The organism is Streptomyces sp. NPDC051218 (genome assembly GCF_044455475.1).
Taxonomy (GTDB): Bacteria; Actinomycetota; Actinomycetes; order Streptomycetales; family Streptomycetaceae; genus Streptomyces.
In genome coordinates this window covers 36795-61918 of record NZ_JBITEU010000009.1, presented here as the reverse complement: position 1 = coordinate 61918, position 25124 = coordinate 36795, and the positions used below count along the sequence as shown (strand labels likewise).

The following is a 25124-nucleotide window of genomic DNA, read 5'->3' as shown; positions in this document are numbered from 1 at the left end:
AGATGGAACCGACCCGTGCCGAGTGATCCCGCGGCGGCCGATGCGGAAGAGCGGATCCGCATCGACCACGCCGCGTCGGCGGAGTCGTATCACAACGGACACATCTTGCCCGGCGGCTGGTTCCCGTCAACTCGGTTCACAACGAAGGATTTCGCGCGCTACCCGTTCGGGTGCCCTACCCGTTCGGGTGCCCCCCGGCGGGCCCTAGGCCTTGAAGCCCCGGTGCAGGGCCACGATCCCGCCCGTCAGATTCCGCCACGCCACCTTCGACCATCCCGCGTCCCGCAGCAGCGCGGCCAGCGTCGGCTGGTCCGGCCAGGAGCGGATGGACTCCGCGAGGTAGACGTACGCGTCGGGGTTGGAGGAGACCGCGCGCGCCACCGGCGGCAGGGCCCGCATCAGATACTCCTCGTAGACCGTGCGGAACGGCGCCCATGTCGCGTGCGAGAACTCGCAGATGACGACTCGGCCGCCCGGCTTCGTCACGCGGTACATCTCCCGCAGCGCCTGGTCCGTCTCGTGGACGTTGCGCAGGCCGAAGGAGATCGTGACGGCGTCGAACGTGTCGTCCTTGAACGGCAGCTTCGTCGCGTCACCCGCCGTGAACGGCATCCAGGGGTGGCGCGCCTTGCCGACCTGGAGCATGCCGAGCGAGAAGTCGCAGGGCACGACGTACGCTCCCGCTCGCGCGAAGGGCTGGGACGAGGTCGCCGTGCCCGCGGCGAGGTCGAGCACCTTCTGCGCGGGGCGCGCGTCGACCGCCTTCGCGACCTCCTTGCGCCACAGCCTCGCCTGCCCGAGCGACAGCACGTCGTTCGTCAGGTCGTACCGTTCCGCCACGTCGTCGAACATCGAGGCGACTTCGTGCGGCTGCTTGTCCAGGGTGGCTCGGGTCACCCGGCCATTGTGTCAGGCCGGTCTTCCGCCTTGGCCGCGGCCCGCTTCGCCTGCGGCGGGCTTTCTCGCCTGCGGCGGGCTCTTCGCCGGGGCGTCTGCCCGGCGGGGCCCGCCGGCGGGTGCGGGCTTGTCGGTGGTTGCTCGCGCCCACGCGGCGGAGCCGCATATCGACACAGCCCCGCGCCCCTTACGGGGCCCCTCCTCAGCGAGCGCGGTACACCATGCGTCCCTCCACCACCGTCGCCACGCACGTTCCCGCTCCCTGGCGCACCAGCTCGGCACGATCGGGCACCTCGAAGATCGCGAAGCGGGCCGGGCCGCCCTCCGTCAGGGGTGGCAGGAGGACCAGCGGGGTCGGGGAGAGGGACACCGGGCCCTGCAGCCGCTCCGGGCGGCGTCCGATCGCCAGGCCCGCCCTGCGGACGGTGTCCACGACGGGCCGTGCCTTCAACTCACCCGCGACCGCCACCGTGCCGTGGGCGAACAGCCGCTGTACGCCGCGGCGTGCGCTGGCGCCCAGGCGGGACGGGTCGGCGCGGAAGATCGCCCGTGCGCGCTCCCCGCCGATGGGCTCGGTGCCGAACTCGGCGGCCTCGCGCGGGTCCGGGTGGTAGGTGCCTTCGAGGATTTCGGGGCCGTACGGGTTGAGCAGGCCCGGCAGGAGGATGCCGGGCCAGCGGCGGACGCGGGCCGCCGGGTGCGCGGCGGCCAGTTCCTCGTACGGGCCGACGGCGGCGACGCTCGCCCCGTCGACCAGTACCGCCGCTTCCGCTGTCCCCTCGGCGACGTGAAGTGTGCGCACGACGGCCTCAGTTGGTGGCGAGGAGCTTCAGCTCGGGGTGGGCCGTGCCGCCCTCGATCGCCGTGGAGGAGATGTGCGAGGCGACGCGGTCGTCGGTCGGGTCGTTCGCCGGGTCGTCGTGCACGACGAGGTGCTCGTACGTCGTGGCGCGCTGGGCCGGGACGCGGTCCGCGCTGCGGATCATGTCGATCATGTCGCGCAGGTTGTTGCGGTGCTTGGCACCGGCGGAGGAGACGACGTTCTCCTCCAGCATCACCGAGCCGAGGTCGTCCGCGCCGTAGTGCAGGGTGAGCTGCCCTGCCTCCTTGCCGGTGGTCAGCCAGGAACCCTGGATGTGGGCCACGTTGTCGAGGAAGATCCGCGAGATCGCGATCATGCGGATGTACTCGAAGATGCTGGCCTGCGTCCGGCCCTTGAGGTGGTTGTTCTCGGGCTGGTACGTGTACGGGATGAAGGCCCGGAAGCCTCCGGTCCTGTCCTGTACGTCGCGGATCATCCGCAGGTGCTCGATGCGCTCGGCGTTGGTCTCACCCGTGCCCATGAGCATCGTGGACGTGGATTCCACCCCGAGGCCGTGTGCGATCTCCATGATCTCCAGCCAGCGCTCGCCGCTCTCCTTGAGCGGGGCGATGGCCTTGCGCGGTCGGGCGGGGAGCAGCTCGGCGCCGGCGCCGGCGAAGGAGTCGAGCCCGGCGGCGTTGATCCGCTGGATCGCCTCCTCGGCGGAGACCTTCGAGATGCGGGCCATGTGCTCGATCTCGGAGGCGCCGAGGGAGTGGATGACCAGCTGCGGGAAGTTCTTCTTGATCGCCGAGAAGTGCTCTTCGTAGTACTCGACGCCGAAGTCCGGGTGGTGCCCGCCCTGGAACATGACCTGGGTACCGCCCAGCTCGACGGTCTCCGCGCAGCGGCGCAGGATGTCGTCGAGGTCGCGGGTCCAGCCCTTCTTGGTGTCCTTCGGGGCGGCGTAGAAGGCGCAGAACTTGCACGCCGTCACGCAGACGTTCGTGTAGTTGATGTTCCGCTCGATGATGTACGTCGCGATGTGCTCGGTCCCGGCGTACCGGCGGCGGCGGATCGCGTCGGCGGCGGAGCCGAGCGCGTGCAGCGGGGCATCGCGGTAGAGGTCGAGCGCCTCTTCGGCGCTGATCCGCCCACCTGCGGCGGCACGGTCGAGGACGGACTGAAGGTCGGCCTTCTCGGTCACCGGGGCGTCCCTTTCGTAAGGGTTGTGGGCGGACTGATTCAGCGTACGCCAGCCGAATCCGGCACCCGACGTCAGGCGGCGTACGCCCCCATGAGGAGCCCCACGAAGGCTCCCCCGATCAGGAACGGCCCGAACGGGATCGCCGTCCTGCGTCCGGCGCGGCGGGCGATGACGAGCCCCGCCCCGTACAGGGCGGCGAGCAGGAACCCGGCGAAGGTGCCGAGCAGCACCGCGCCCCACCCGTACCAGCCGAGGGCGGCCCCCAGGCCGAGCGCCAGTTTCACGTCGCCGAAGCCCATGCCGTTCGGGCTGATGAGGAAGAGCACGAAGTACGCGCCGCCGAGCCCCAGCGCCCCGTACAGCGCGTGGATCCAGGAACCGGCGTGCTCGGGAAGCAGCGCGGCGCCCCCCAGGAGCACGAGCGCGGCCACGGCGAGCGGGAGCGTCAGCACGTCGGGCAGCCGGTGCACGCCGAAGTCCACGACGGCCAGCAGGACACCGACGGGCGCGAGCAGCAGCCAGACGGCGAGCTCGGGCCGGGCGCCGGTGGCCGCGGCGATGGCTGCGCAGACGAGGGCGGTGGCGGTGGCGACGCTCGTGGTCCGGGGCCCGTACCGGGTCCTGTCCGCACACCTGGCGAGACCGAGCCACCCCCCGAGGGGATGCCCGTCGGGGCAGCTGTCCCGCCACGCCTCACCGGGCGCCACGGAGAGCCGGTGGACGGCCCGGGGCACGAAGAGCCCGGCGATGGCGCCCCAGAGGGCGCCACCGAGGACCAGCGTCAGCAACAAGAGAGTCGGCTCCCGTCAGCTGACCGCGCTGAGGCCACTGCGCCAGGTGGGCAGCAGCTCGTCCAGCAGAGCCTCGGTCCGGGGCGGCACGCCCCGGGCCCCACTCCGGGCGACGAGATCGGCGGCCACCTGCTGGAGGCGCGCCGGATCGCCCACCGCGTGGGTGGCCCGCAACAGCTCGTTCCAGAGCCGCTCGTCCCCCGGCGCGGAGTTCAGCGAGGCGTTCAGCGCCTCGATGGCCTTCTCCGCGCGCTGCTTCTCCAGGTGGAACTCGGAGAGGGCGAGCCCGATGTCCGCCACGAGCAGCGGCAGCTGCGCGTCGATGATCTCGTGCGTGAGCCACGCGTACCGCCCCCGCGGCCGGTCCGCGAGCAGCGGCCCGCGTACGAGCACCAGGGCGTCGGTGAGCATCCGCCCGCGCACGGCCCGGCTGTTGGCACCGCGCCCCTGGGTCGCCTCGTGGTACAGCGACCGCAGCACGTCCAGGTCGGAGACCACGGACTTGGCGAGCGTGAGCCGTCCGCTGCGGTCGGCCCGCAGCCGGGGCGACCCGTCGGGCTCGGTGCCGAGCCACTCCCGCAGCCGGTCGATGAGCGCGTCCCGTACGTCCTCGGTGACACCGCGCGGCCACAGCGCGGAGGAGAGCACCCGGGGGTGCACACCCTCGCGGTGCAGCAGGAGCAGTGCGAGCGCCTCGTGCATCAGCGGGCTGCGCTCGCCGTCCGGCGTCTCGAGGCCGATGATCTCGTACGTACCGACGAGGCGGGCGTAGACCGCGGGCCTGCCCTGCTCGGTGACGTCGACGAGGAACGGCGGCGTGACCCCCGTACGCCCGGAACCGGAACTCGCAGTGCCGCCCTCGCCGGGATCGGCGTCGACGAACAGCTCCACGACGGCCCGCTGCTGGGCCTCGGGCAGCGCCTGCGCCTCCAGTTCGAGCCCGAGCAGCGGGGCGAGCAGCTTGCCCTCGGGGGTGATCTCCATCTCCCACGCGGCGCCCGGCAGGTCACCGGACTCGGTGCCGACCAGATATCCGATGCCCAACCGGCTCGCGTCGGCGGCCAGTTCGGCGAGCTTCACCGCGTCGTCCCCGGTGGGCACGGCGGCGAGCAGCACCAGGTGCGGCGCCCAGCGGGTGTGCTGGGCGGGCCCCGTACGACCGGTGAGGACCGAGTCGTGCCCGGCGGCACCCAGTGCGCCGCGCCGCTGCCGCGTCTCGGCGTCCATCGTCTCGATGAGCGCCTCGATGTCGTCGAGGTGCCGCAGCCGGTTGGGCGCGAGCGGCGTCAGGTCCTGCCCGAAGCCGACGAGGGTGATGGTCATGCGGTCGGACCAGCCGTTGGTGGCGAGCTCGGCGGCCACGGAAGCGAAGACGGCGGCGCGGTCGGCCTCGGTCCCGCTCAGCGACACGACACCGGGCACGGCTTCGAGATTGAGCAGCAGCCGCGAGTCGTCGAGCGTCCCCAGGCTGACGAGACCCGGGTAGGGAGCGGCGGTCTCCACTTCCTCGTACCGCTCGGCGTCGGTGCGCGCCAGCATCCAGAACGTCTGGTCCTGCCCCAACTGCCAAGGAGCGGGCGGCCGTCCGGCGGGCTGGGCGAGCTGGAGGTGCAGGTCGCCGTTGCTGAGCCAGGCGGCGTAGACGGTCGGCAGCGCCCGCGATTCCTCGGCGAGCGCGGCGGCGAGGCCGCGGAGCGACAGATCGAGCAGCCGTACGCCCTCGGGGTCGGCGCCCACGAGCAGTGCGTCCTGCACATCGGCGGCGCCCCCGGTCGGCGTCGGGGGCTCCATGCCGCGCCGGCCACCGACGGCGCCCATGGCCGACTGCCACAGCGCGTGCCGGCGGCGGCGTCCGAGCGCGCCGAGGAGCCCGGCGGCGAGGAGCGGAGCCCCGATGAGGGCCTCGGGCAACCCGAAGGAGAATCCCTCGGACTCATTCCCACTACTGGCGACGGGGACTTCCTGCTTGCCCTTGCCGCTCTCGGAGGGCCGCTGCTCGGGAATGGTGATGTGCGCGGTGTCACGGTCGCCGGAGCCCGATCCGGAGCCGCTGCCGCCCTGCTCCTGGGAGCCGCCGCCCTGCTGGCCGCCGCCCTGCTGGTGGTCTCCGGACTTGGCGTAGTCGGAGATCTGCTCCTTGACGTCCTGCGAGACCTTGGGCGCCTCGTCGGGCATCTCGACGAGCTCGCCGCCGTGCGCGTCCGCGGGCATCTCCATGATCCAGCCGGGCCGGATGAGGCTGGCCTCGGACAGGCGGGAACCGTCGGGCTGCTCGCGGTCCTTGTTCAGCTGGTAGATCTCCTTGTACCGCCGCCCGTCCCCGAGGTGCCGCTCGGCGATCTCCCACATGGAGTCGTGGTGACGGCCCTCGGGAGGCTGGATCCGGTAGTACTTCGTGTCCCCGTCCTTGGCGCTGCTGCCCGCGTGGGCGGCGGCCTGCTCGGCCTGCTCGGCGACGGCGCTCGCGGCGCTCTGGGCCTGCTCCTGCCCGAAGAGCCCGCCGGGCGTCTGCTGGGCGGAAGCGGCGGACGCGGGCTTCTGGTTGCCCTCGAGCGACTGCCCGAACTGCGAGAGCCCCGGCGCGAAGCTGGCCGCCGTGGCGCCCACGAGAAGCAGCGCGGCGACGAGCTGACGCGCGAGCAGCTGACTGCCACCGGCACCGGGCACGCGCCCCGGCATCCCCACGCCCGAGAGCGCGGCCTTGACCTCCACCAGCACGCAGGCGGTGAACTGGGCCCAGGCGAGCCAGACGACGACGGTCAGTACGTTGATGAACGTCCCGACCGTGATCTCCTGCTGCAACCAGTCCAGCGAGGGCATACCGCCCGGGAGAGGCCACCCCACGGCGACCGCGAGGGCGCCAGGCACGCCGAAGACGAGCGCGGCCAACGCGACAAAGGCGAGGAACGCCTTGACGAAGTCCCCGAACGTGCGTCGACGCCGGGGCAGCGGCTGCGGCGTCCGATTCCGTGGAGCCGACGGGCCGCCTGTCGAACTTGAAGTGGTGCGCGCCATGGCGGGAGTCCTGTTGTCCTCTGAGAGGGAGCGGGTGAAGGTCTGGGGTCAGCGGTACGTCTGTGCGCTGAGCGTACTGAGGCGATGGTACGGAAGGGGCCGGAGGTCAGACAGGGGCAGCGGCTCCCAAGGGCATCGGCGAGCTTCCACGGCCGCCCGTTTCCGCCCGGGTTGCACCACAAGCCCAACTTGCCCGCGGGCGCTTCCGCCACGGGGTTGGCCGCCCGGGCCTCGGGGTTGGCCGCCCGGGACAGGCATTCATCGCTGCGCGTCACAGTTCCGGCACGGATTCGCTGCGCCCGCGTAGCACTTGAGGACCGTTCGCTTCCGTCATCACGCAGGGCGCGAGAACCTTCACACGGCCCACCAGTACTGGAAACCCACGCCTGGTAGCTTCGTCCGGCTCCATTCTCTCCTGCACACACGCCCAACTCTGCCGAACCCTGGGGGACTGCAATCGTGGCCCGTCGCACTCTGCCCGTCATGACCGCGCTGGTGGCGAGCGCGGCTGTGCTCTTGAGTGCATGCGGGGGCGACGGAGGCGCTGACTCTTCAGACAAGATCGAGGGAGCGGGCAGGGGTTCGGGCGAGCCGACGCCCACCGCGTCGGAATCATCGGACGTCGACCGGCCCGAGATCACGCTGCCCAAGTCCTTCAAGGCCGACTTCCAGGGCTGGACGGACAGCGACCCGAGGCTCCAGTCCATCCTGAACGACGGCAAGGAGCGACTGCGCGGGACGTACGCCGCGATCGGTGAAGCCGACCCCAAGGCCGACTACTTGGCCTTCTACAGCGCCCGATCCGCCCTCGCGAGCGGCGAGAAGTGGGTCGAGGGCTACAAAGGCCTGACGATCACCGGCGAGGTCAGGGCCTTCAACCCCGAGGCCGAGATCCGCGAGAAGGGCCGGGCGACTCTCTTCTACTGCGTGGACGAGAGCAAGGGCTTCAGCAAGGACCTCAAGACCGGCAAGAAGGAGGGGACTCCCGAAGGCGAGTCCCCCAAGGTCCAGTACCGCACCGCGCTGGAGAAGAGCGACGACGGCGTCTGGATCACGACTTCGGTAGAGACCGCCCCTGAGGGATGCTGATCATGCGCTCCACTCTCAGCATCTGTACCGCCGTAGTCCGGATGATCGCTCAGCCCACCGCGTTCTCCGCCACCGCGCGCCCATGCACCGTCACGTCGCCGCCGTAGAACATGCCCGTGAACACGGGGCTGTAGGTCATCTGGACCTCGACCTCGACCTGATCCGCGTTCGCCGTCACGCAGTGCGTCGCCGCGACGTCCCCGCCGCGCATGCCCGTCGAGCGTGCGTACGCCTGTACGCGTGCGCCGCAGTTCTCGTAGTTGATGGGCGCGCCCTTGGCGCCCTCGTAGATGCCCTCGGTGTCCAGGTCCTGCGCGGCGTAGCGCGCGGCCTGTTCCGCGATGTCCGCCGCCCGTTCCCGCTTGGAGATGGACATGCCGCCGTCGATGACGAAGGCGGAGAGCGTGAGGAAGACGATCGCGAAGATGATGACGGCGCCCGCTCCCGAACCACGGTCGTCGAGGCGTTCGCGGCGGGTGGCGACCCATGCACGCATACGAGAGCTGGGACGAGGAGCCGTGCTCACGCCGACCTCCGGTAGGGGTCCAGCGACGAGCTGAAGCTGGCCTTCAGTGTCGTCTCCATGTCGAGGCCGAGCATGCCCAACCCCCGTACCTCGCAGCTGACTTCCACCGTGAAGAACGTGCCGGGCTCGAAGCCCTGGCTGGTCTGGTTGACGGTGACCGGGCCGACGCATGAGCCATCGAGGTCGGCCACGGCCGCCGCGCGCGCCTCCGCCATCGCCGTGCCGCTGTCCTTCTGGATCGAGCCGGCGCGGGCGGCGTCACGCGCAGCGCCATCGACGGCCCCCCGGGCGTCGACGAGCTGTCCGAAGGCCACCAGGAGCAGGATGAAGAGGATCATCACGGGCGCGAGAATGACCACCTCGACCGTCGAGAGCCCCCGGTCCGAGGCGTCGTCCGATGTGTGGTCCGACGCCTGGTCCGACGGACGGTTCGATACCTGCTCCGACGGCCGGTTCGACGCACGGCCCGACATCTCAGCCCATACGTTCCGCATCAGCCGCCCTCACCCTCCTCGACGAACCGCTCCACCGGCCCTGACGACTGCGCGCGCACCGTCATGTCGAGGCCGGGAAAGACGGAGGGCACCTTCGCGGTGATCTCCACGCCGACGGTGTTCGCCTTCGGCTCGACCGTCTTCACGTCCGGGCCGAGGACCAACTGCGGTCCCAGCTGCTGGATGTAGTCGTCGACGACGTCACGCGCGTCGCCCCGCCACCCGCCCGGGTTCTCGTCGGCCGTCGCACGCGCCTTGCGCGCGCCCGCCTGGGCCGCGGCCTGGGCGACATGATCCGCGAAGAAGTACAGCGCGAACTGCACCGTCGCGAAGATCATGAAGAAGAGCACCGGAGTGAGCAGCACGAACTCGATCGCGGTCATGCCGGATTCACCGCGGGTGGAGGCTGCCTCCACTCTGCGGCGTACCCATCGCTTCACACGCCCGTGCACTCGTATCCGCCTTCGCTCCCCGGTCAACGGCTGATCAGCAGGTGCCGTCCTGGTCGGCGCCCTCGATGCACTTCTTGACGTCCTCGGCGCCGCCCTTCAGCGCGCCGTTGATGACGGCGGCGACCACGCCGACGATCGCCACGACGACCGCCGAGATGATGACCCACTCGACCGCGGACGCACCGCGGTCGAGCTCGCCGGAGCGGGCACGCTGCACGCGGCCCTTCAGGAAGGTGACAAGAAAGTCCACAGCCGGGTTGCCGGTGCTGAAGTTCCGTCCGTTCATGGTGAGTTGTCCTCTCAGGAGTGGGGGGAGGTTGTCGGGCCGCCCCCGTCGGCCGGCCCGTCCTTCGCTCGTAACGACCGCTGGAGCTAGACCTGGAACACGCGCATCGCCGCCGGGAAGATGAGGAAGACCAGGAAGCCCGCGCACAGGAGCAGCTGAGCGACGAGCATCGACTGCGACTTCTCGCCCGCGCTGCCCTCGATCTCGGCCATCTCGCGGTGGCGCATCGTCTCCGCACGGGAGGCGAGCGACTCGCGCACCTTGGCTCCGTCGTCGGCCACCAGGCCGAGAGAGGCCGACAGGTCCTTGAGCTCCTCGACGCCCAGCTCCTCGCCGAGCGAACCGAGCGCCTGCCACTGGCTGATGCCGGTGATCCGCGCGTCGGCCAGGGCACTTCGGATACGTTGCGTCGCCCATCCGTCGGAGACCTCGGCCGCCGCCATCAGGGCCTCGGGCAGGCCGCGGCCGCCCGCCAGGCTCATCGACACCAGGTCCAGATAGGCACCGATGACGCGGCGCAGGTCGCGGCGCTTGTCCGCGGCGTCCCGACGTACTTCGAGGTCGGGAAGGAAGAAGAAGATGACGCCGAACATCAACGCGAGCCATACGGGGATGATCGGGCTGCGCCCGACCCCCAGCGTCCAGACGATGACGAACATGAACGGCCCGAAGAAGAGCCCCGCGGCCGCGAGCAGAGTCTTCGTCGCCAGGAACTTCTCCCAGCTCCGGTCGAGTACCGCGAGGTCGGCTCGGAGCGACCGCTGCTCCCAGCCCTGCTGGAGGTAGAAATCGGCGACCCGTGCCCCCACCCGGGAGCGCGTCGTCTCCAGTCGCCCGGAAGCCTTCTTGCTGTCCCCGACCGGCGACCGGTGCGACTCGTACGCCGCCCCCCGTGCCCGCATCGCGTCGATCCGCGCGACCGTGGCGACCGCACTCCGCTTGGAGGGCATCAGCGCACGGACGAGGGCGTAGATGCCAAGGCCCATGATGGCGCCGATCACTATCGGCATCGTCAGGCTCATCGACGTACCCCCTCAGGGTTCTGCTGGCCCGGCTGGCCGTAAGGTCCGGTCGGGCTCGTCAGCGGCGCCTGCTCGCCCGTGCCGACGGGTCCTGCACCCGGCCCTCGCGGCCGCACGAACTGCACGCCGGGCTCGTCGCGGACCAGGAAGCGGTCCGGGGTCTCCACCGTCGAGAGCTTGCGCAGCCACCAGAAGCCGAGCGCGAACAGGCCGCAGACGCAGGCGAGTACGAGCTGGCCGACCGCCGTGCCGTAGGGCTCGACGAAGTCGCGGTTGAAGATCGAGAGGCCGAGGACGAACGCGATCGACACCGCGACCACGATCTGCACCGAGCGTCGCGTCGACGCGCGCTGCGACATGACGCGCTGGCGCATGTCGACCTCTTCGCGCGCCGACTTGGCGAGGGCGCCGAGGACCTGGCGCAGGCCGGGTCCGCGCAGCTTCGCGTTCAGGATCAGCGCCGCCACGATGATGTCCGCCGACGCGTCGTCGATCTCGTCGGCCAGTATCTGCAGGGCCTCGGGAAGCGGCGTACGCGCACGCAGTCGGTCCACCAGGGCGTCCAGGTGGGGACGGAGGACGGGTGCCGCCGCCCGCGCCGACGCCGGGATGGCCTGTTCGAGGCCGACCGCGCCCGCGATGGTGTCGCGCAGCGACTCCGTCCAGGCGGCGAGCGCCTCGACGCGCTTCATCTGGGCCCGCTCCTCGGACGCGCCGCCGAACAGCTTGTCCCAGAAGAAGACGAGGACGCCGGACGCGATGCCCGCCACAGCCCAGCGCGTGAGGAGAAGGACCACGAGGCCCACGCCGATCGCGAGCGAGCCGCGCTGTCCCGCGAACCGGATGAGTTCACTCATCCGCTCGCTGGCCTTCTGCTTCTCGTGCTCCGGCTTCACCGGCAGACCGCGCAGCGCGATCGCGAGGACCGCGATGCCACCGCCGACGGCGATGCCGCAGCCCAGTGCGTACAGGACGGGCAGCGAGAAGACGCCGCCCATCGAGCCGAGTGAGTTCATGTCGTGCTCACCCCCATTGCCCGGCGGGGCGGTAGCCGAACGCGGCCAGGTCGTCCATGCAGGCGATCGGCGCGTGCGCGACGATCTGCCCGTTCGCGGCCTCGGCGAAGACCTCGCTGGACAGGACGCGGCCGTCGACGCCGTTGACCTCGCGGACCGAGGTCACCATGCGCTGAAGCTTGCCGCCGGTCTGGTAGTTGTTGCGCCGCTGGATGAAGACGACGAAGTTGACGGCTCCGGCCACGAGCATCTGGCTGGCCTCGATGGGCAGCCGCTCGGTGGCCTGGAGTGCGTACGTCGAGATGCGGTTGAAGACCTCACTCGAACTGTTGGCGTGGATCGTGGAGAGCGAGCCGTCGTTGCCCTGGGACATCGCGTTCAGCATCGTCACGATCTCGTCGCCGAGCACCTCACCGACGATGACGCGGGAGGGGTTCATACGGAGCGAACGCCGTACGAGCTCCGCCATCGAAATCATGCCCTGGCCCTCGGAGTTGGGCAGGCGCTCCTCGAACGCGACGACGTTCGGGTGCAGGTCGGCGAACTGGTCGAGGCCGAGCTCCAGGGCGCGCTCGACGGTCACCAGACGCTCGTGCGGCGGGATTTCGTTGGCGAGGGCACGCAGGAGCGTGGTCTTTCCGGCGTTCGTCGCGCCCGCGATCATGATGTTCTTGCGGGCCCGCACCGCACACGCCATGAAGTGCGCGACCTCGGGGGTCACCGTGCCGTTGCCCACCAGGTCCGACATGAAGACCTTGCCCATGCGGGCACGTCGGATGGACAGTGCCGGGCGCCGCGTGACGTCCATGACGGCCGAGAGACGTGAGCCGTCGGGGAGCCGGAGGTCGAGCTGCGGGTTGGCGGAGTCGAAGGGGCGCGAGGAAAGACCGGAGTACGCGCCGAGGATCTGGATGAGCTCGACGAGTTCCTCGTCGGTCTCGGCGACCGGATCGGCCTTGGCCTCGCGGCCGTCGGCGTATCCGACGAAGACCTGGTCGCAGCCGTTGATGTCGATGTTCTCGACCTCGGGGTCGTCGAGCAGCGGCTGGAGCCGTCCCACGCCGAAGAGCGCCGCGTGCACGGCGGCCGCGTACTTCTCCTCGGTCTCGGCGTCCAGCGGGGTCCGCCCGGCGTTGATCTCTATCCGGGCGTACTCCTCCAGGATCTGGGCGATGACGGCGCGGGCGTACTGCCGCTCGTCCTCGCCCGACATGGGGGTGACGCCGGAGACCTGGTCCAGGCGGCGCTGCTCGGCGATGCGGTCACCGGCGTCCTGCCGGAACCGCTTGACGAGCTGATGATCGACGGGAACGCTCATCGGCCGGTCCCGTGCGTGCCCTGCGTGCCCTGCATGCCCACGGTGCCGTGGCCGTGGGCGCCCATGGCTCCGTGGGCGCCGGTGTTCGGGTTGGCCCAGGCGGCGCCGTACTGCTGGTAGAGGTCGACGGTCACCTTGCGGGCCGAGCGAATGAGCATGGACTTGTCGAGACGCCCGCGCTTCCGCCCCGCCAACTGCTCGGCGCCCGCCGGGTCTTCGGCGAGCGTACCGACGACGCGGGCGCCGGTCTGCGCGGCCATCAGCATCTCGTTGACCTGGTGGACGAGCTTCGCGGACGTCGACGGGTCGGCGATCAGGAGTACGCCGATGAGCGGGGTCGCCAGCGACGCGGCCCCGCGTGAACCGCCGTGCAGCTTGGCGGCGAGGGCCGCGGCACGGTCGCGTACGCGGGCGATGGCCTCGGGCTCGGTCCGCGAGACGAGCAGGACGAGAGCCGCCTGCGGGAAGAGCTCGACGGCGGGAGTGTCCCCACTGATGCGTCCGCAATCGGCAATGACGTCGGCGGGCGCGTGCGGGGAGTCGGCGAGCTGCGAGAAGGCACGGCCGAGCGTCGGCCAGAGTCCCGCGAGCCCGGCGGCCTGCTCGGCCACGCCGAGCCCGACGAGCACTTCGAGCCCGCCGCTCAACGGCTGTGTGTGGTCCCAGAGTTGGTCGGGGACGAGCCCACGACGGGCGGTGGCCGCGATGCTGAGCATCCCGGTGTTGGGGTTGAGCGGTCCGCCGTGCGCGGCGGCACTGCGGTAGACCAGGTCGCCGCCGGCGGGGTCGGTCTCCGCGACGAGGACGCGCCGCGGCCAGACGGCTGCGAGCGCGACGGCCGCGGTGGTGACTCCGGGAGATCCCTTGTCAGCGGCGAGAGCAATGAGCGCCATGTCTCTTCTACTCGCCTCTAGTTGCCGTCGGGAGACACTTGGACGAGAGAGACGGCACCGGCGGACGCGGCCCTGGTGACGGCTGCGGCGTCGGCGCTGTCCACCAGGAGTGTGATGCCGAGGGAGCCGGTGCTCACGGTGGCGTCGCTCTTGTCCGCGACGGCGGTGACGCGGGCGGCCGAGACGATGGGTGAGTCACTCGTGCCGGTGCCGGCGGAACCGCCGGTCCCCTTGTCGCTGGAGCTCCCCCCGGAGGCGGAGTCGCCGACCTGGTAGACGTCCACGCTGTCGCCGGACTTCAGGCCCCTCGCGGGGTACTGCCCCTCCTTGAGGGAGACGCCGACGGCCGACTTGCCCGCGGGCAGCCCGCTCTTGCCGGAGAACATCTCGCCGACGGCGAGGGCGCCCTTGGGGATGGTGTTGGTGGCCTTGAGCTTCCTCAGCTCGGGGACCTGCGACCACTTCACGTAGTTGATGCCCGCGTCGTCGGCGACCATGACGGAGGAGATGTTCTCGCCACTCACCGACTCCCCCGCCGGGATCTCGGCCGTGACCTTAACGACCTCCACCCGCTCCCCCGCGCGCAGCACGAGGACGGTGGCGCCGAGGGCGCCGATGAGGATGAGCAGAACGGCCAGGGCGGCGAGTGCCGGTTTGCGCTCGCGAGGCGGCGCGGGAAGGCGCTCACCTATCGCTGGCTGAACCGGCGCGGCGGAACGGCTGTTGCCCGCCCCCGTACGCTCTTGGATCTTCACGCAACTGCTCCCCGCACGCCCAAGAAGATTCGGTCATTTTCAGACACTCGCGACTCTCTTCGCCAACCTCGGGCGGGCTATTCAGCCCCAGGCACAGTGTCAAGTCATCGCACCGTATCAGCAGCACATAAGCCCCTCAAGGCGCGTTCTGGCTACCGGAGCCCTCGCTCCCCATCGTTACCCACGCGCAATCCGTACTCCATGGTTCCCACGCATTCCGGGATCACGGACGGAGAGGGAGATGTGCGTACGCGAATAATTCCCCTTTGCGCAATGGGCGCTGCGGGGCGTGGTGATGAGGAACACCGGCTGATCGCCCGTCCGATGAGCGGCTGAACTGTCAACCGCACGGATGACGCGGGGAGGGGCGGGAGTGGTTCCCGGGGGTTGGGGTTGGGCGGAGTTCGGCCAAGTGTCGTGGGTGGGGGACTTCGGCGGCGTATGTGACTCGGTGAACGGCGTGCGTCAGCCGATGAACCGAGGCTCGGGCTGCCTCGTCTGACAGGCCGGCGGCGCGCGGGCCTGTCAGACGAGGCAGTCCGAGGCGGCGTACCGCATCAGAAGTTCCTGCTCTGCTAGCTGCTAGACACGGAAGAGAATTTCAACCCCCATGAGACTTTCCTCTCCCACGCACACACGCCCCTCTCCCACACCCGCGCGACGCTCCTCGCGGAGGGCGCCCCGCAAGGCCATGGCGGCAACAGGTGTGGCGACAGCCGCCCTTGCCATGCTGGCCACCGGCACCCCCGCGGCGCACGCGATCATCGGCGGCACCGAAGTGTCCAACGACGCCTACCCGTTCATGGCGGCTGTGCTGGACAAGGGCTCAGGCAGCGCGCTTGACCGTCAGTTCTGCGGCGGCAGCCTGGTCACGGCGGACACGATCATGACGGCGGCCCACTGCCTGGTGAACGACGCGGGCAAGCCACTGAACCCGAAGAAACTCCAGGTGGCGGTAGGCCGCACGGTCCTGTCGGCCTCGGGCCAGGGCCAGATACGCAACGTCGCGAAGGGCGGCGTGGTGGTCCACCCGCGCTACCTCAAGGGCCAGGAGGCCTACGACGTCGCGTTCATCCAACTCAGCAAGCCGGTCAAGGGCATATCCCCGGTCGCGCTCCCCACCCAGGGCACGGACGCCCTGATCCGCCCCGGCCAGAAGGCCACGGTCGCGGGCTGGGGAAACACGGACACGGACCTCCCCAACACCCCGGACCGCCTCCGCGAAGTAAAGGTCCCGATCCTCTCGCACGCGGAATGCAGGACGAGCTACGCCGAGTACGACGCAAAGGTCAACTTCTGCGCGGGAGTTGAAACAAAGGACTCCTGCCAGGGCGACAGCGGCGGCCCCATCTTCCGCAACGTCCCCGGCCGCAGGGCTCCGATCCAGATCGGCGTGGTCTCGTACGGGGACGGCTGCGGGGCGCAGGGCGCTCCGGGGGTGTACACGTCGGTGAGCTCGTCGAAGCTGTGGAAGACGTTGGGGGAGTCTGCGGGTGGGAAGAGGGTGAAGCGGGGGATGGGCCGGGGCTGAACGGCGGCCGGCCTCCGGGGCGTCAGGCCGCTGGATCGCTTAATGCGTGAACCCGAACGTCGACGTCACCGTGTCGACGATGCCGAGGAACGAATCTGCCAGTACGAGGAGGGGGGCCTGCTGGCGCTCCCGGTCCACCTGCTCGTACGCCATCCGACGGAGCCTTACATTCCGGCGCTCGGGCAACCTAATTCATCCGCACTGCGAACGGGATGGCCCGTTATGCGCTTCTGACCGCCCGCGCAGGACATCTCCTCGAGAAAGTGAACTCTGCAAACCACGCAGCTTCGAATGCGGGCCGGGCACGCGCCAGTGTCCGGATCCGCATCTCTACTGCCCCATTTACTCCGGATCGCCCGTCCACGGGTCTCAATTGACCCTGGCGAAACCACGCGCCCCGCCTATAGCGTCGTTCACCTTGACTGCACCCCTTCCCCGATCCGGGAGTCGATCTTGAAGCGCCGCACTTTGCCCGTTGCTGCCGCACTCGCCGCGACCGCAGCTCTCCTCCTGACGGCATGCGGGGGTGGGGATGACGAGAAGTCCAGTGACAACGACAAGATCAATGGCGCGGATCAGGGCAGCGAGAAGAAGGAATCCGGGTCGCCGAGCGCGAGTGAAGGTTCCGGGAGCGCAGCAAAGCGGCCCGAGATGACGCTTCCCAAGGACGTCACCGAGACCTTCGCCAACTGGAAGACCGGCGACTCGACGAAGGACGCGGTGCTCGCCGACGCCGGCAGGGCGCAGACAGCGGTCACCTTCGCAATCACGCAGGGGAACGCGGACGAGCCCGCCCTGGGTTTCTACCAGGACGGTGACGCCCTCGTGGGCAGCGCCCAGTGGGTCAAGGCCATCGTCGACTCCGGATCCACGTATTACGGCAAGGTGCGCTACTTCGCACCCAAGCTTTCGGTGATCGACAAGGACACTGCCTCGCTCGTCTACTGCTCCGACGAGAGCAAGGCATTCAATAAGAACCGCAAGACGGGCAAGGTGACCAAGACGCCCGCAAGTGACAACTCGTACGTGACCTACAGCACTCGGCTGAACAAGAACGCGCAAGGCATCTGGCAGACCACAAAGCTTCAGTCGAAGAGGGGGGACAAGACGTGCACGCCATAACGGCGCGTAGAAGGCTGATTGTCGTTGGAGCGCTGACCGGGATCTGCGCGCTCTCGCCGACAGCCGCGATGGCCGAATGGGGGCCAGGCGGGTCCAACGGCGGGCAGAAGCAGGAGAACAAGCGCGAAGGCCAGACCCTCTCCTCCCGCATCACCTTCAAAGGGGGCACCAAGGGCTCCGGGGGCGACGCCGGAAGCATGCAGCCCGTAGGGGACTGGGCCCCGCCCGCATGCTGGTACGAGCCCTACTCCGCAGCCGAGTTCGCCAAGGACACCGAAACCGGCTACGACATGGTCACCAAGGACCCGCAGCAGCCCAACTACGCCCGCCGTTCTGTGAGTGAGTTCCGGGACATCTACAAGGACGGTAAGTACAAGAACTACAACAAGGACAAGGCCGACGAGGGCAGCTGGTGGGTCGCCCAACAGGACCCCGACCGGTGGATGGAAGACGCCGCACAGGCATGTGACCGGCAGCCATTCTGGGCCGAGAACGGGGAGCCCGTTGACGACCCGAACGCCGTCGACCCGGAAATGCTCGCCGAGCTCGCCTACAACAAAGTGAGATTGCCGGACACCGAAGTCACCCTCGCGCCCGAGGGCGAGACGAAGGTCAATCTGCCGACCTGGGCCTGGCTCGACAAGGCCAAGTTCAAGAAGGTCTCCGTGACGGCCGCACTGAACGCGCAGGGCGTCAACATCGAGGCCACCACCACTGCCGAACCCGTCTCCCTCAAGCTGGAGCCCGGGACGAAGGACGCACAGACCTACCCCGCATCCGGCGAGTGCGCACTCAACGACGACGGCTCCATCGGTGAGCCGTACGCCAAGGGCAAGAGCGACGAGAACCCGCCCTGCGGTCTCAAGTACTTGCGCTCCTCCGGCGACGCCACCTTTCCGATGAAGGCGACTGTCACCTGGAAGGTGACCTGGACCGGAACCGGCGTGCCCGGGGGAACTTTGCCGAGCGGTACTTTCGACAACGAGCAGAACATCACTGTTCAGGAGATCCAGTCCATCAACCGGTGACGTGCTCGCTCTCTCTGGTTGCCTGAACCGGCATGGGTTGTTCGTCCGACCTATGACCGAAGTGAGCTATCTTGCATGGCCTCTCCTCACGAGATGTTCACTACTCAGCGAATTGAACTCTGGCGAAGGCATTGGCCCCTTCAGTACCTTCGGATGGCTTGTAGAACTGTCGCCCCACCGGGAGTCCCACGTGAACCGCAGTCGCACCTTGCCCGTCGCCGCCGTCTCACTGGCGGCCACCGCTGCCCTGCTGCTGAGCGGATGCGGGGGTGGAGGCGACGACAAGGACTCGGGGAAGGACAGGATCGCGGGGGCGGGTGAGGGGGGTTCGAAGTCGGCCTCGCCGAGTGCAAAGAAGAGCGAGACGCCCGCGATCGACAGGCCCGACATCAAGTTGCCCTCGGACGTCGACATCGTCTTCGAGAAGGCCTCCCTTCCGGATGCCGACCAGGCGGCGGCCGCGAAGGACGCGGAGAACTTCGTGACTGCGATCCGGCACGGGATCGTAAAGCAGGACCCGGAAGACGCCGCGTACAAGTTCTACTCGGAATATCAGGGCCCAGCCTTCAAGTACGCGAAGGACCTGATCAAGAAGAACGTCGACGCCGGCTACACGGTTACGGGCGAGCAAAAGTTCAGCGGCACAAAGGTTGACGTCGTGAAGGACAAGAAGTCGGCTGTCGTCTCCTTCTGCAGCGACGCCACCAAGTTCTTCAGCAAGGAAGTCAAAACGAAGCAGGTGCACCGCACGAAGCCCAGCGTCAAGGATTTCGCCTCGTGGGAGATCCTCATGACCGCCTCCGACAGCAACAAGGGGCTGTGGCGGGCCAAACAGGCCAACGTGCGAGACGGGGTTGAGGAGTGCAGGTCATGACAGTGCGGAAACCGCTGGTTCTGCTGACGACTGGCATATCGCTGGTACTCGCAGCGGGGAGCCCGGCCCTGGCCGGTACTGAGTTCGGCGACGGGAGCGTGTCAGGCAAGAAGAGCGGCGACACCGTAGCCGCCGTAGCGAAGATCTCCTACACCTCCACCGGCAGCAGCAAAGGCGGCGGCCCCATCACCTCCGTCGACACCAACTGGGAGCCGCCCGGCTGCTGGTACGCGCCGGAGTGGAAGGCGAGCGAGTTCCGCGATTACCGCGATCGCCTGTACTTCACCGCCCGGCACGACCCCGACGCCCCGCGTGACGTGCTCGGCGACATGTCCGACCAGAACCAGGCCTACGCCAAGGACGCTTACAACGTCGACAAGGAGAAGGACGGCATGTGGTGGGGGGCCCAGCAGAACCCCAACGCATCCATGGCCGACCAGTTCGCTTGCGACAGGGAACCGTTCTGGGTCGAGAACGGCGAGGACCCCGGAGTCCCTGAGGTCATCGACGCCGAAACCCTCGCGGGCCTCGCGTACGAGCAGATCCAGGTCCCCGGCACCAAGGTCACCCTCGCCCCCGACGGCCCCAGCAAGGTGAACCTGCCAACCTGGGCCTGGCTCGACAAGGGGGACTTCGAGCCGGTGTCCGTGACCGCCTCGCTCGACGCCCCCGGCCTGCACATCGAGGCGACGACCACCGCCAAGCCGGTCGCGCTCAGTATCAACCCCGGGACCGAAGACGCTGCGCGGCTCCCCGCTTCCGGCAAGTGCCTGATGAACGACGACGGTTCGATCGGCGTGCCGTACGCCAAGGGCAAGTCGAAGCAGCAGCCGCCCTGCGGTGTCACCTACAAGCGCTCGTCGGGCAACGGCACCTTCAACCTCCAGGCAACCGCCACCTGGGAGATCACCTGGACCGGAACGAACAGCCCGGGCGGCAAGCTCCCCGACGGGGAGTACGGCAACGATCAGCCGGTCACCGTCGAGGAAATCCAGTCCATCAACCGGTGACATCAGTCGCTGTCAGGTGAACGCGACCGCAACCCGACCGTCTCCACCCCTGCCCTCACACGCAGGGGTGGGCGGTGGGTGATCAGGAGGCCGCCGCGCCCTCGGCAGGCAGACGTACGGTGCTGAGGATCTTCATGATGGTGGCGTCCGGGACTTCCTCCTTGACGCCCGCGGCGCTGTAGAGGCTCCATGCGACGTAATCGCCCTCGGAGTTCTTGAAACCGAAGGTGATCGCCTTGCCTTCCGAGTCGCACTTGGATCGCTGCGGCGCGTTCTTGGACCGCGCCCAGGCGATGCTGCCCTTGACGCCCGATTTAGTCGTGTACGGCTTTGCCTTCTCATCGGCGATTACGCTCTTCTTGTCCGGCTGCGCGTACGGGGCGTAAATCCACCACCAGACCGTGTTCAGCGCGACCTCGCTGGTGTTCTTCGCGCCTCGCGCCCCCTTGGTGCCCACGGCCGACAGCGCCTTGTCCTCGCTCCTGCCGTCCTTGTCGTCGTCGGACGAGCACCACTGCGATTTGTAGTACGCGGGCGCCGACATGGTGAAGAGCGGTTCGCCCGTCTTGACGTCCTCGAATGCCACTGCGGAATCCGGGGACTTCACCTCCCAGTCCGGCGGAACGTCGAAGACGGTTTTGTGCTTGGGATTCACAACGGTCTTCCAGCCCTTGACGGTTGGCTTCTCACCCCCGTCGTTCCCCCGTGCGTCGTCACCGCCCTCCGTGGAAGAAGCCTCTGGGCTGTGATTCGCTCCGGAAGGCTTCCGCGATGCGGCCGCGGGCTTCTCGTCATCCTTGTCGCTACCCAGGACCAGGAACCCGGTGATCCCCGCGGCCACGACGACGGCCGTGGCGGCCACGATGGCGATCACCTTCGTCCCTCGACCGCCGCCTCCCTCCCCGCCGCCACCGCCGGCCTGCTGGGGCATTCCCGGCATCATGTACTGCGCGTTCTGCTGCCCTTGCTGCTGATATGCGCTGGGCTGCTGGTACGGGTTCGGCGCCTGGTACCCCGGCTGCTGGTACGGATTCCGGTCCTGCGGATTCTGCTCGCCCCCGGGCGGCTGCTGTCCTTGCCACATGGCAGGAGACGATAGGGCATCCCCTATTGCCGGGACCGGGCGGATACCGGCAGTACCGAGCCGGAGTCCGCGCCCCACTCCGAAACATCTTCAGCCCTCAGACGATCACTTCACAACTCAACTGCGATGAACCCGAGTGGGATGATTTGACCCACTATTGCCGCGGACGTGAATCCGGGGGTGGGGACACTGCGCGGCCGATGATCCGGGGTCTCAGGCCCAGGGAGCACCAACAGGGGGTACGAATTGCCATACGGTGGCTAGGGCTCGTGTACCGCGACGCCGAGGCCAGCCCGTCACCTGACGCGGCGAGCACCCCGAACAGACAGCGCGCGCTGCCGATGGACTTCCGGCGGCTTCGCCACGAGAGACTGAGGTAAATACGTTCCATGCCTTCTTATGACAGCTCCCGGGCGCGGTTTCGACTGGCTGATCGCCACATAGCGGTATTCGCCCACCTCCTGGACGGCGAAAATCCGCCCGACGAGCTCTGGCCGTCACTGGGCGAACTCATGCAGATCGGGCTCGTCGGCGAAGAGGGCGAGCTAGCGCCGATCCTGAGGGACCTTCTGGTCGCCCTTGCTGCTCCGCTGATGCTGGTGACCATTGAAGTCACGGGCGAGCACGGGGCGCTCAATCACGGAGTCATCGTCGGCCAGAACGCCATGATCGCTCACTCGGCCTGGCCCGGCGAGGAAGAGTCCGAGTACACCCCCATCGCCCCGCACAGCCTTGTCTGGGAGCTGGCTCGCACGGTCAATCTGCAGGCTGATGACGAGGCGACGTCGGAAGTCACCCGTATCGAGACGACGATGGGAGCCCTCGACGCGGCTCTCTCCGCTCTGGACCAGGGTGAGGGTGACGAGGCGGCGACCAGGGACCTTATTCGGAAGGCGCTGACTGAGGCCGGCACGCCCGAGGAGCCGGAGCTGAACGAGCTCACCGAGCTCGTCATGGCCATGAACTCGATGTGGCGCATCACCACTGCCTGGGACGGCAAGCACGAGGGGGAGCGAGTCGCGATGGTCCGTGCTCTCGCGGTGTGGGACTGCGGACCGCGCGGTTACTGGGTCAGGGAGAAGCCCGAAGAGCCCATCGTGGAGGGCCAGGTCGGGCCCGAGAGCGAACTGCTCCTCGTACGCACGAGGAACGGCAAGATCTGGGAGAAGATCACGGACCTCCTCCCGGACAAGGAAGAGCTGATCGACGGCTGAGTCGCCGACAACCGCACTCGCAGAGAGGGGGCATCGCGAGCAGGCAGGCATCAAGCCCTGCGCGACGCCCCCGATCCTGCCCCGTCAGGCACTCGCCCGCGTCAACCGCACAGCCTCCTCGGTGAGCTTGGACACCTTGAACAGCACACCCGCGAATTCGACCGTGTCGCCGACCCTGGCGTCCTCGTACGTCGCGACCGGAATTCCTGCACAGGCCGCTCCGAAGCCGGCCGTCCCGGCGTCCGAGTCGACGTAGGAGACCGTGAGCGACTGGCCCGTGGGGAACCGCTGGACGGTGGAGTTCGCGAGTAGGGAGAGATCCTGGCCCTCAGCCGGGAAGCCGTTGGCAGCTGTGGCCAGCACCTTCGGGTTGGTGGTGAAGCAGAGGCCGTTGTCGGCCTCGCCCCCCGCCGACTTCAGGGACCTGGGAGCAGCGGCGGCCTCAGACTTGTCGGCAGCGGATTTCGGTTCCAGAACCACCCTGTAGGCACAGATCTGGCGTACGGCGTAGGCGTGTCCGGAGGCCGTGACCTGCTCGCCGAGTTTGACGGTCTGCTTCTTCTGACCGGACTCGTACTTCTCGCCCTCACGCAAGGTCGCCGTGCGCGTCGTACCGTCGGCGCCCGCTTCGGTGTACTGCACCCCGCCCCCACCCGGCAGCCGGAATCCGCCGCCACGCAGGACGTGGAGCCCGGCGGCAGGGGCCTTGCCCACACACAGCGGGCCCTCGTCCTTGGCGGCCGCCTTCGAAGCGGTGTCCGTGGCCGTCGGGCCACCTGTGCCACCATCCCCGGACGACGATCCGCAACCGGTCAGTACCAGCAGGGCCAGGGCGACGCCCGCAGCCCCGTACCCGCTCGTCCTACGCCACCGATTCGCCGGCCTGAGCATCGGCCTCCTCCTCGTTCTTCTCGGGTCCGCGCTCCAGTACGACGCGGGTGCGGTATTCGACCTCTCCCACCCGCCACACGTCGCCGGTGATCTCCACCAAGTCGCCCACGGTCAAGTCGTCGTACTCCGCGACGAGCTGCCCATCGCAGGCAACCTGGATCCGGCCGTGCACGGATGGCTGGGCGAAGATGGTGGCCACAACGCGGTAGGAACGACCGTCGTGTTCGATTGTGTACGGAATGTGATAGCGGAGCGCCCAATGACCATCGAGCTCGAATGGGTACTTCGCGTAGGGAGGTTCAGACACTCCACTCACCTGTCGGGAATTAAGGGACATCGAACGATTGCGGTCCCTGGAAGTACTTGTTGAAATCCTCCTGGGAGACGGTGATCGGCGGATAGCCTGACGTGCCCCAGGGATTGCCGAGAATGACATCACCGTCGTTGGTGAACCCACGTACGTAGTACGCGTGATTGCTGTGGTAAGTCTGGCCCCATTGTTTCGGATGGTCCTTGTCCAGGCTCTCGTCGTCCGGCGTCGAGACGGTGACCACCTTGCCCGAGTCGAAGGCCTTCTTCAGCGATCCGAGGTCTTTGTCGTCCGACGTACCGAGCCCCAGGAAGCCGCTGTCCTTGGTGATGTCATCGCCTTCCTTCCCTGTCAGGTACGGCGCCGACTTTTTCGGGTCGTCGCCTTCGATCCCGCCATAGCCGCGCTCGTCGTCGCCGCTCTCCGAGTATGTCAGCGCGAATGCCTTCTCGTAGTACGCCGGCCAGGTCTCGCCGTTGCCGTACGTACTGATGGCGTTGCCGTTCTTGTCGGTCGGCAGGTCGGCGGTCATGGTCACCCAGTGGTTGTTCCCCTGTTTGTCCCAGACGCGGACACTGACCGTGCCGTTCGGATTCTCCTTGATGCCGTCCTGGATGAACTGGGGGTCCTTCTGCGCCAGACCGGTCAGTGAGGCGACGTACCAACAGTCGCCGAACTGGTTCTGGCTGACGTCGTCGGACGAGACGCCGTCCTTGAACAGCGGGTCGGGTGGGGCCTGCCAGTGGATGCCATTGTTGGTCTGGCCGTTCTGGCTGTTACCGCCCTGCTCGTACGCGTCGGTATTGGTGAAGGTCGGCTGTATGCCCGGGAAGGCCTTCGCGAACTTGGCGATATTCCCCGGGCCGACCTTGGACAGCATCTTACTGAGCGAGTCGCGCCGCTGGTCCTCCGGTAGACCGTTCTTGTCGAACGGAGTCCAGAAGGAGTCGTCGGTATCGTTGATCAGCTTGTTGTAGTGGCTTAGATCTTGGGGGGACGCCTTCGTGACGAAGACGTCCAGCTCCGCCGCTGTGAGGCCGTCGAACTGGCCGGAGAGCTTTTCCAGGTCGTCACGGTTGCCGTTGGCACCGAAGTCCTTGCCCTGCAGATTCTTGAGGTCGCGCAGGGCGCCTTCGATCTTCTTTCCGTCAGGCGCTTTCTCGTCCAGGAAGAGACTGCTGTCGCTGACCGGGTAGCCCTTCTTCTGCAGGTCCCGAAGACCTTCCAACTGCTTGAGGCGACGCTTCATCGACGCCTGCATGTCGCCGAGCTCGCCGCTGAGCGAGCCGGGCAGGCTCCGGGGCCCACCGAAGAACGACGGCATCTGGATCAAGTTCCCGACGAGGTCCTGCAGGTCGGGATCGCGCGAGGCGTTCTGCCCGGAGGGAAGGTTCTGCTGGGCGCTGGTCAGCACGCCCACCAAGTTGGTGTGCAGCCGTCCCGAGTGACCGGCGAGCGTGTCGAGATCCTTGGCGAGTTCGGTCAGCCCAGTAGCGC

The 25124-nt window shown here is 68.4% G+C and carries 25 protein-coding genes; 7 read left to right on the top strand and 18 right to left on the bottom strand.

Translation table 11 applies throughout. The features are described 5' to 3' along the window. Nucleotides 1–204: 204 nt before the first annotated feature. The 5 genes from ACIBCK_RS26020 to ACIBCK_RS26000 all read right to left on the bottom strand — a co-directional run bounded on the left by ACIBCK_RS26020 (nt 205) and on the right by ACIBCK_RS26000 (nt 6712). Nucleotides 205–897 (bottom strand): demethylmenaquinone methyltransferase, encoded by a 693-nt coding sequence (locus ACIBCK_RS26020; protein WP_367044221.1) that lies wholly within the window; start codon nt 895–897, stop codon nt 205–207. 202 nt (nt 898–1099) lie between these two features. After that, nucleotides 1100–1699, bottom strand: a complete 600-nt coding sequence (locus ACIBCK_RS26015; protein WP_399394061.1) for an imidazolonepropionase-like domain-containing protein — start codon at nt 1697–1699, stop codon at nt 1100–1102. A 7-nt stretch (nt 1700–1706) separates the two neighbouring features. Then, on the bottom strand, nt 1707–2906 hold the full coding sequence (gene mqnC / locus ACIBCK_RS26010; RefSeq protein ID WP_399394060.1) for a cyclic dehypoxanthinyl futalosine synthase: 1200 nt from the start codon (nt 2904–2906) through the stop codon (nt 1707–1709). A 71-nt stretch (nt 2907–2977) separates the two neighbouring features. Further along, nucleotides 2978–3697 (bottom strand): prepilin peptidase, encoded by a 720-nt coding sequence (locus ACIBCK_RS26005; protein WP_399394058.1) that lies wholly within the window; start codon nt 3695–3697, stop codon nt 2978–2980. A 15-nt stretch (nt 3698–3712) separates the two neighbouring features. Beyond that, nucleotides 3713–6712 (bottom strand): BTAD domain-containing putative transcriptional regulator, encoded by a 3000-nt coding sequence (locus ACIBCK_RS26000; RefSeq protein ID WP_399394056.1) that lies wholly within the window; start codon nt 6710–6712, stop codon nt 3713–3715. A 483-nt stretch (nt 6713–7195) separates the two neighbouring features. Between ACIBCK_RS26000 and ACIBCK_RS25995 the strand changes: the two genes are divergently transcribed. Next, complete coding sequence (locus ACIBCK_RS25995; RefSeq protein WP_399394054.1) at nt 7196–7801, top strand: hypothetical protein; 606 nt, start codon at nt 7196–7198, stop codon at nt 7799–7801. A gap of 49 nt (nt 7802–7850) precedes the next feature. On the opposite strand, the gene ACIBCK_RS25990 is transcribed toward ACIBCK_RS25995, so the two are convergent. From ACIBCK_RS25990 to ACIBCK_RS25950, 9 genes are all read right to left on the bottom strand, one after another. Continuing rightward, on the bottom strand, nt 7851–8297 hold the full coding sequence (locus tag ACIBCK_RS25990; RefSeq protein ID WP_399394053.1) for a TadE/TadG family type IV pilus assembly protein: 447 nt from the start codon (nt 8295–8297) through the stop codon (nt 7851–7853). Between the two features lie 26 nt (nt 8298–8323). After that, on the bottom strand, nt 8324–8821 hold the full coding sequence (locus tag ACIBCK_RS25985) for a TadE family protein (RefSeq protein WP_399394051.1): 498 nt from the start codon (nt 8819–8821) through the stop codon (nt 8324–8326). Continuing rightward, nucleotides 8821–9204 carry a TadE family protein gene (locus ACIBCK_RS25980; protein WP_399394049.1) on the bottom strand — a complete coding sequence of 128 codons (384 nt, stop codon included), beginning with the start codon at nt 9202–9204 and terminating at the stop codon, nt 8821–8823. Before ACIBCK_RS25980 ends, ACIBCK_RS25985 begins: the two co-directional genes overlap by 1 nt. A gap of 103 nt (nt 9205–9307) precedes the next feature. Further along, a complete protein-coding gene (locus ACIBCK_RS25975) occupies nt 9308–9559 on the bottom strand; it encodes a hypothetical protein (protein WP_367044210.1) in 252 nt (83 codons plus the stop codon). An 86-nt stretch (nt 9560–9645) separates the two neighbouring features. Beyond that, nucleotides 9646–10581, bottom strand: a complete 936-nt coding sequence (locus ACIBCK_RS25970) for a type II secretion system F family protein (protein ID WP_399394047.1) — start codon at nt 10579–10581, stop codon at nt 9646–9648. Then, nucleotides 10578–11597, bottom strand: a complete 1020-nt coding sequence (locus tag ACIBCK_RS25965; protein ID WP_399394045.1) for a type II secretion system F family protein — start codon at nt 11595–11597, stop codon at nt 10578–10580. The genes ACIBCK_RS25970 and ACIBCK_RS25965 overlap by 4 nt, the downstream gene beginning before the upstream one ends. A 7-nt stretch (nt 11598–11604) precedes the next feature. Then, nucleotides 11605–12915, bottom strand: a complete 1311-nt coding sequence (locus ACIBCK_RS25960; protein ID WP_399394043.1) for a CpaF family protein — start codon at nt 12913–12915, stop codon at nt 11605–11607. Continuing rightward, the gene (locus ACIBCK_RS25955) at nt 12912–13808 is read right to left on the bottom strand and encodes a hypothetical protein (RefSeq protein WP_399394041.1); all 897 of its coding nucleotides are present in this window, start codon (nt 13806–13808) and stop codon (nt 12912–12914) included. Before ACIBCK_RS25955 ends, ACIBCK_RS25960 begins: the two co-directional genes overlap by 4 nt. A gap of 17 nt (nt 13809–13825) precedes the next feature. After that, complete coding sequence (locus tag ACIBCK_RS25950) at nt 13826–14563, bottom strand: RcpC/CpaB family pilus assembly protein (RefSeq protein WP_399394040.1); 738 nt, start codon at nt 14561–14563, stop codon at nt 13826–13828. A 691-nt stretch (nt 14564–15254) separates the two neighbouring features. Here ACIBCK_RS25950 and ACIBCK_RS25945 point away from each other — a divergent pair. From ACIBCK_RS25945 to ACIBCK_RS25925, 5 genes are all read left to right on the top strand, one after another. Then, the gene (locus tag ACIBCK_RS25945) at nt 15255–16094 is read left to right on the top strand and encodes a S1 family peptidase (RefSeq protein ID WP_399394039.1); all 840 of its coding nucleotides are present in this window, start codon (nt 15255–15257) and stop codon (nt 16092–16094) included. A 453-nt stretch (nt 16095–16547) separates the two neighbouring features. Further along, nucleotides 16548–17216 (top strand): hypothetical protein, encoded by a 669-nt coding sequence (locus ACIBCK_RS25940; protein WP_399394038.1) that lies wholly within the window; start codon nt 16548–16550, stop codon nt 17214–17216. Then, nucleotides 17204–18244, top strand: coding sequence for a hypothetical protein (locus tag ACIBCK_RS25935; RefSeq protein WP_399394036.1), 1041 nt, complete (start codon nt 17204–17206; stop codon nt 18242–18244). Before ACIBCK_RS25940 ends, ACIBCK_RS25935 begins: the two co-directional genes overlap by 13 nt. A gap of 190 nt (nt 18245–18434) precedes the next feature. Beyond that, nucleotides 18435–19118 (top strand): hypothetical protein, encoded by a 684-nt coding sequence (locus ACIBCK_RS25930; protein ID WP_399394034.1) that lies wholly within the window; start codon nt 18435–18437, stop codon nt 19116–19118. Then, nucleotides 19115–20128: a hypothetical protein gene (locus tag ACIBCK_RS25925; RefSeq protein ID WP_399394032.1), complete on the top strand. Its 1014-nt coding sequence runs from the start codon at nt 19115–19117 to the stop codon at nt 20126–20128. The genes ACIBCK_RS25930 and ACIBCK_RS25925 overlap by 4 nt, the downstream gene beginning before the upstream one ends. Nucleotides 20129–20210: 82 nt before the next feature. Here the strand turns inward: ACIBCK_RS25925 and ACIBCK_RS25920 are convergent, their stop codons facing one another. Further along, complete coding sequence (locus tag ACIBCK_RS25920; RefSeq protein WP_399394031.1) at nt 20211–21212, bottom strand: hypothetical protein; 1002 nt, start codon at nt 21210–21212, stop codon at nt 20211–20213. A gap of 389 nt (nt 21213–21601) precedes the next feature. Here ACIBCK_RS25920 and ACIBCK_RS25915 point away from each other — a divergent pair, with 389 nt between their 5' ends. After that, nucleotides 21602–22426, top strand: a complete 825-nt coding sequence (locus ACIBCK_RS25915) for a hypothetical protein (RefSeq protein WP_399394030.1) — start codon at nt 21602–21604, stop codon at nt 22424–22426. Nucleotides 22427–22510: 84 nt separating this feature from the next. On the opposite strand, the gene ACIBCK_RS25910 is transcribed toward ACIBCK_RS25915, so the two are convergent. The 3 genes from ACIBCK_RS25910 to ACIBCK_RS25900 all read right to left on the bottom strand — a co-directional run bounded on the left by ACIBCK_RS25910 (nt 22511) and on the right by ACIBCK_RS25900 (nt 25041). Continuing rightward, complete coding sequence (locus ACIBCK_RS25910) at nt 22511–23317, bottom strand: hypothetical protein (RefSeq protein WP_399394028.1); 807 nt, start codon at nt 23315–23317, stop codon at nt 22511–22513. Then, nucleotides 23289–23516 carry a hypothetical protein gene (locus tag ACIBCK_RS25905; protein ID WP_399394027.1) on the bottom strand — a complete coding sequence of 76 codons (228 nt, stop codon included), beginning with the start codon at nt 23514–23516 and terminating at the stop codon, nt 23289–23291. Before ACIBCK_RS25905 ends, ACIBCK_RS25910 begins: the two co-directional genes overlap by 29 nt. A 127-nt stretch (nt 23517–23643) precedes the next feature. Then, nucleotides 23644–25041, bottom strand: a complete 1398-nt coding sequence (locus ACIBCK_RS25900; RefSeq protein ID WP_399394025.1) for a C2 family cysteine protease — start codon at nt 25039–25041, stop codon at nt 23644–23646. Between the last annotated feature and the right edge of the window lie 83 nt (nt 25042–25124).

What these genes read in the sequence shown, in the direction of transcription:
- ACIBCK_RS26000 (WP_399394056.1), bottom strand. Translation starts at nt 6,712, where the DNA reads ATGGCGCGCACCACTTCAAGTTCGACAGGCGGCCCGTCGGCTCCACGG.
- ACIBCK_RS25995 (WP_399394054.1), top strand. Translation starts at nt 7,196, where the DNA reads ATGACCGCGCTGGTGGCGAGCGCGGCTGTGCTCTTGAGTGCATGCGGG.
- ACIBCK_RS25990 (WP_399394053.1), bottom strand. Translation starts at nt 8,297, where the DNA reads ATGCGTGCATGGGTCGCCACCCGCCGCGAACGCCTCGACGACCGTGGT.
- ACIBCK_RS25985 (WP_399394051.1), bottom strand. Translation starts at nt 8,821, where the DNA reads ATGCGGAACGTATGGGCTGAGATGTCGGGCCGTGCGTCGAACCGGCCG.
- ACIBCK_RS25980 (WP_399394049.1), bottom strand. Translation starts at nt 9,204, where the DNA reads ATGACCGCGATCGAGTTCGTGCTGCTCACTCCGGTGCTCTTCTTCATG.
- ACIBCK_RS25975 (WP_367044210.1), bottom strand. Translation starts at nt 9,559, where the DNA reads ATGAACGGACGGAACTTCAGCACCGGCAACCCGGCTGTGGACTTTCTT.
- ACIBCK_RS25970 (WP_399394047.1), bottom strand. Translation starts at nt 10,581, where the DNA reads ATGAGCCTGACGATGCCGATAGTGATCGGCGCCATCATGGGCCTTGGC.
- ACIBCK_RS25965 (WP_399394045.1), bottom strand. Translation starts at nt 11,597, where the DNA reads ATGAACTCACTCGGCTCGATGGGCGGCGTCTTCTCGCTGCCCGTCCTG.
- ACIBCK_RS25960 (WP_399394043.1), bottom strand. Translation starts at nt 12,915, where the DNA reads ATGAGCGTTCCCGTCGATCATCAGCTCGTCAAGCGGTTCCGGCAGGAC.
- ACIBCK_RS25955 (WP_399394041.1), bottom strand. Translation starts at nt 13,808, where the DNA reads ATGGCGCTCATTGCTCTCGCCGCTGACAAGGGATCTCCCGGAGTCACC.
- ACIBCK_RS25945 (WP_399394039.1), top strand. Translation starts at nt 15,255, where the DNA reads ATGGCGGCAACAGGTGTGGCGACAGCCGCCCTTGCCATGCTGGCCACC.
- ACIBCK_RS25925 (WP_399394032.1), top strand. Translation starts at nt 19,115, where the DNA reads ATGACAGTGCGGAAACCGCTGGTTCTGCTGACGACTGGCATATCGCTG.
- ACIBCK_RS25920 (WP_399394031.1), bottom strand. Translation starts at nt 21,212, where the DNA reads ATGTGGCAAGGACAGCAGCCGCCCGGGGGCGAGCAGAATCCGCAGGAC.
- ACIBCK_RS25915 (WP_399394030.1), top strand. Translation starts at nt 21,602, where the DNA reads ATGCCTTCTTATGACAGCTCCCGGGCGCGGTTTCGACTGGCTGATCGC.
- ACIBCK_RS25910 (WP_399394028.1), bottom strand. Translation starts at nt 23,317, where the DNA reads ATGCTCAGGCCGGCGAATCGGTGGCGTAGGACGAGCGGGTACGGGGCT.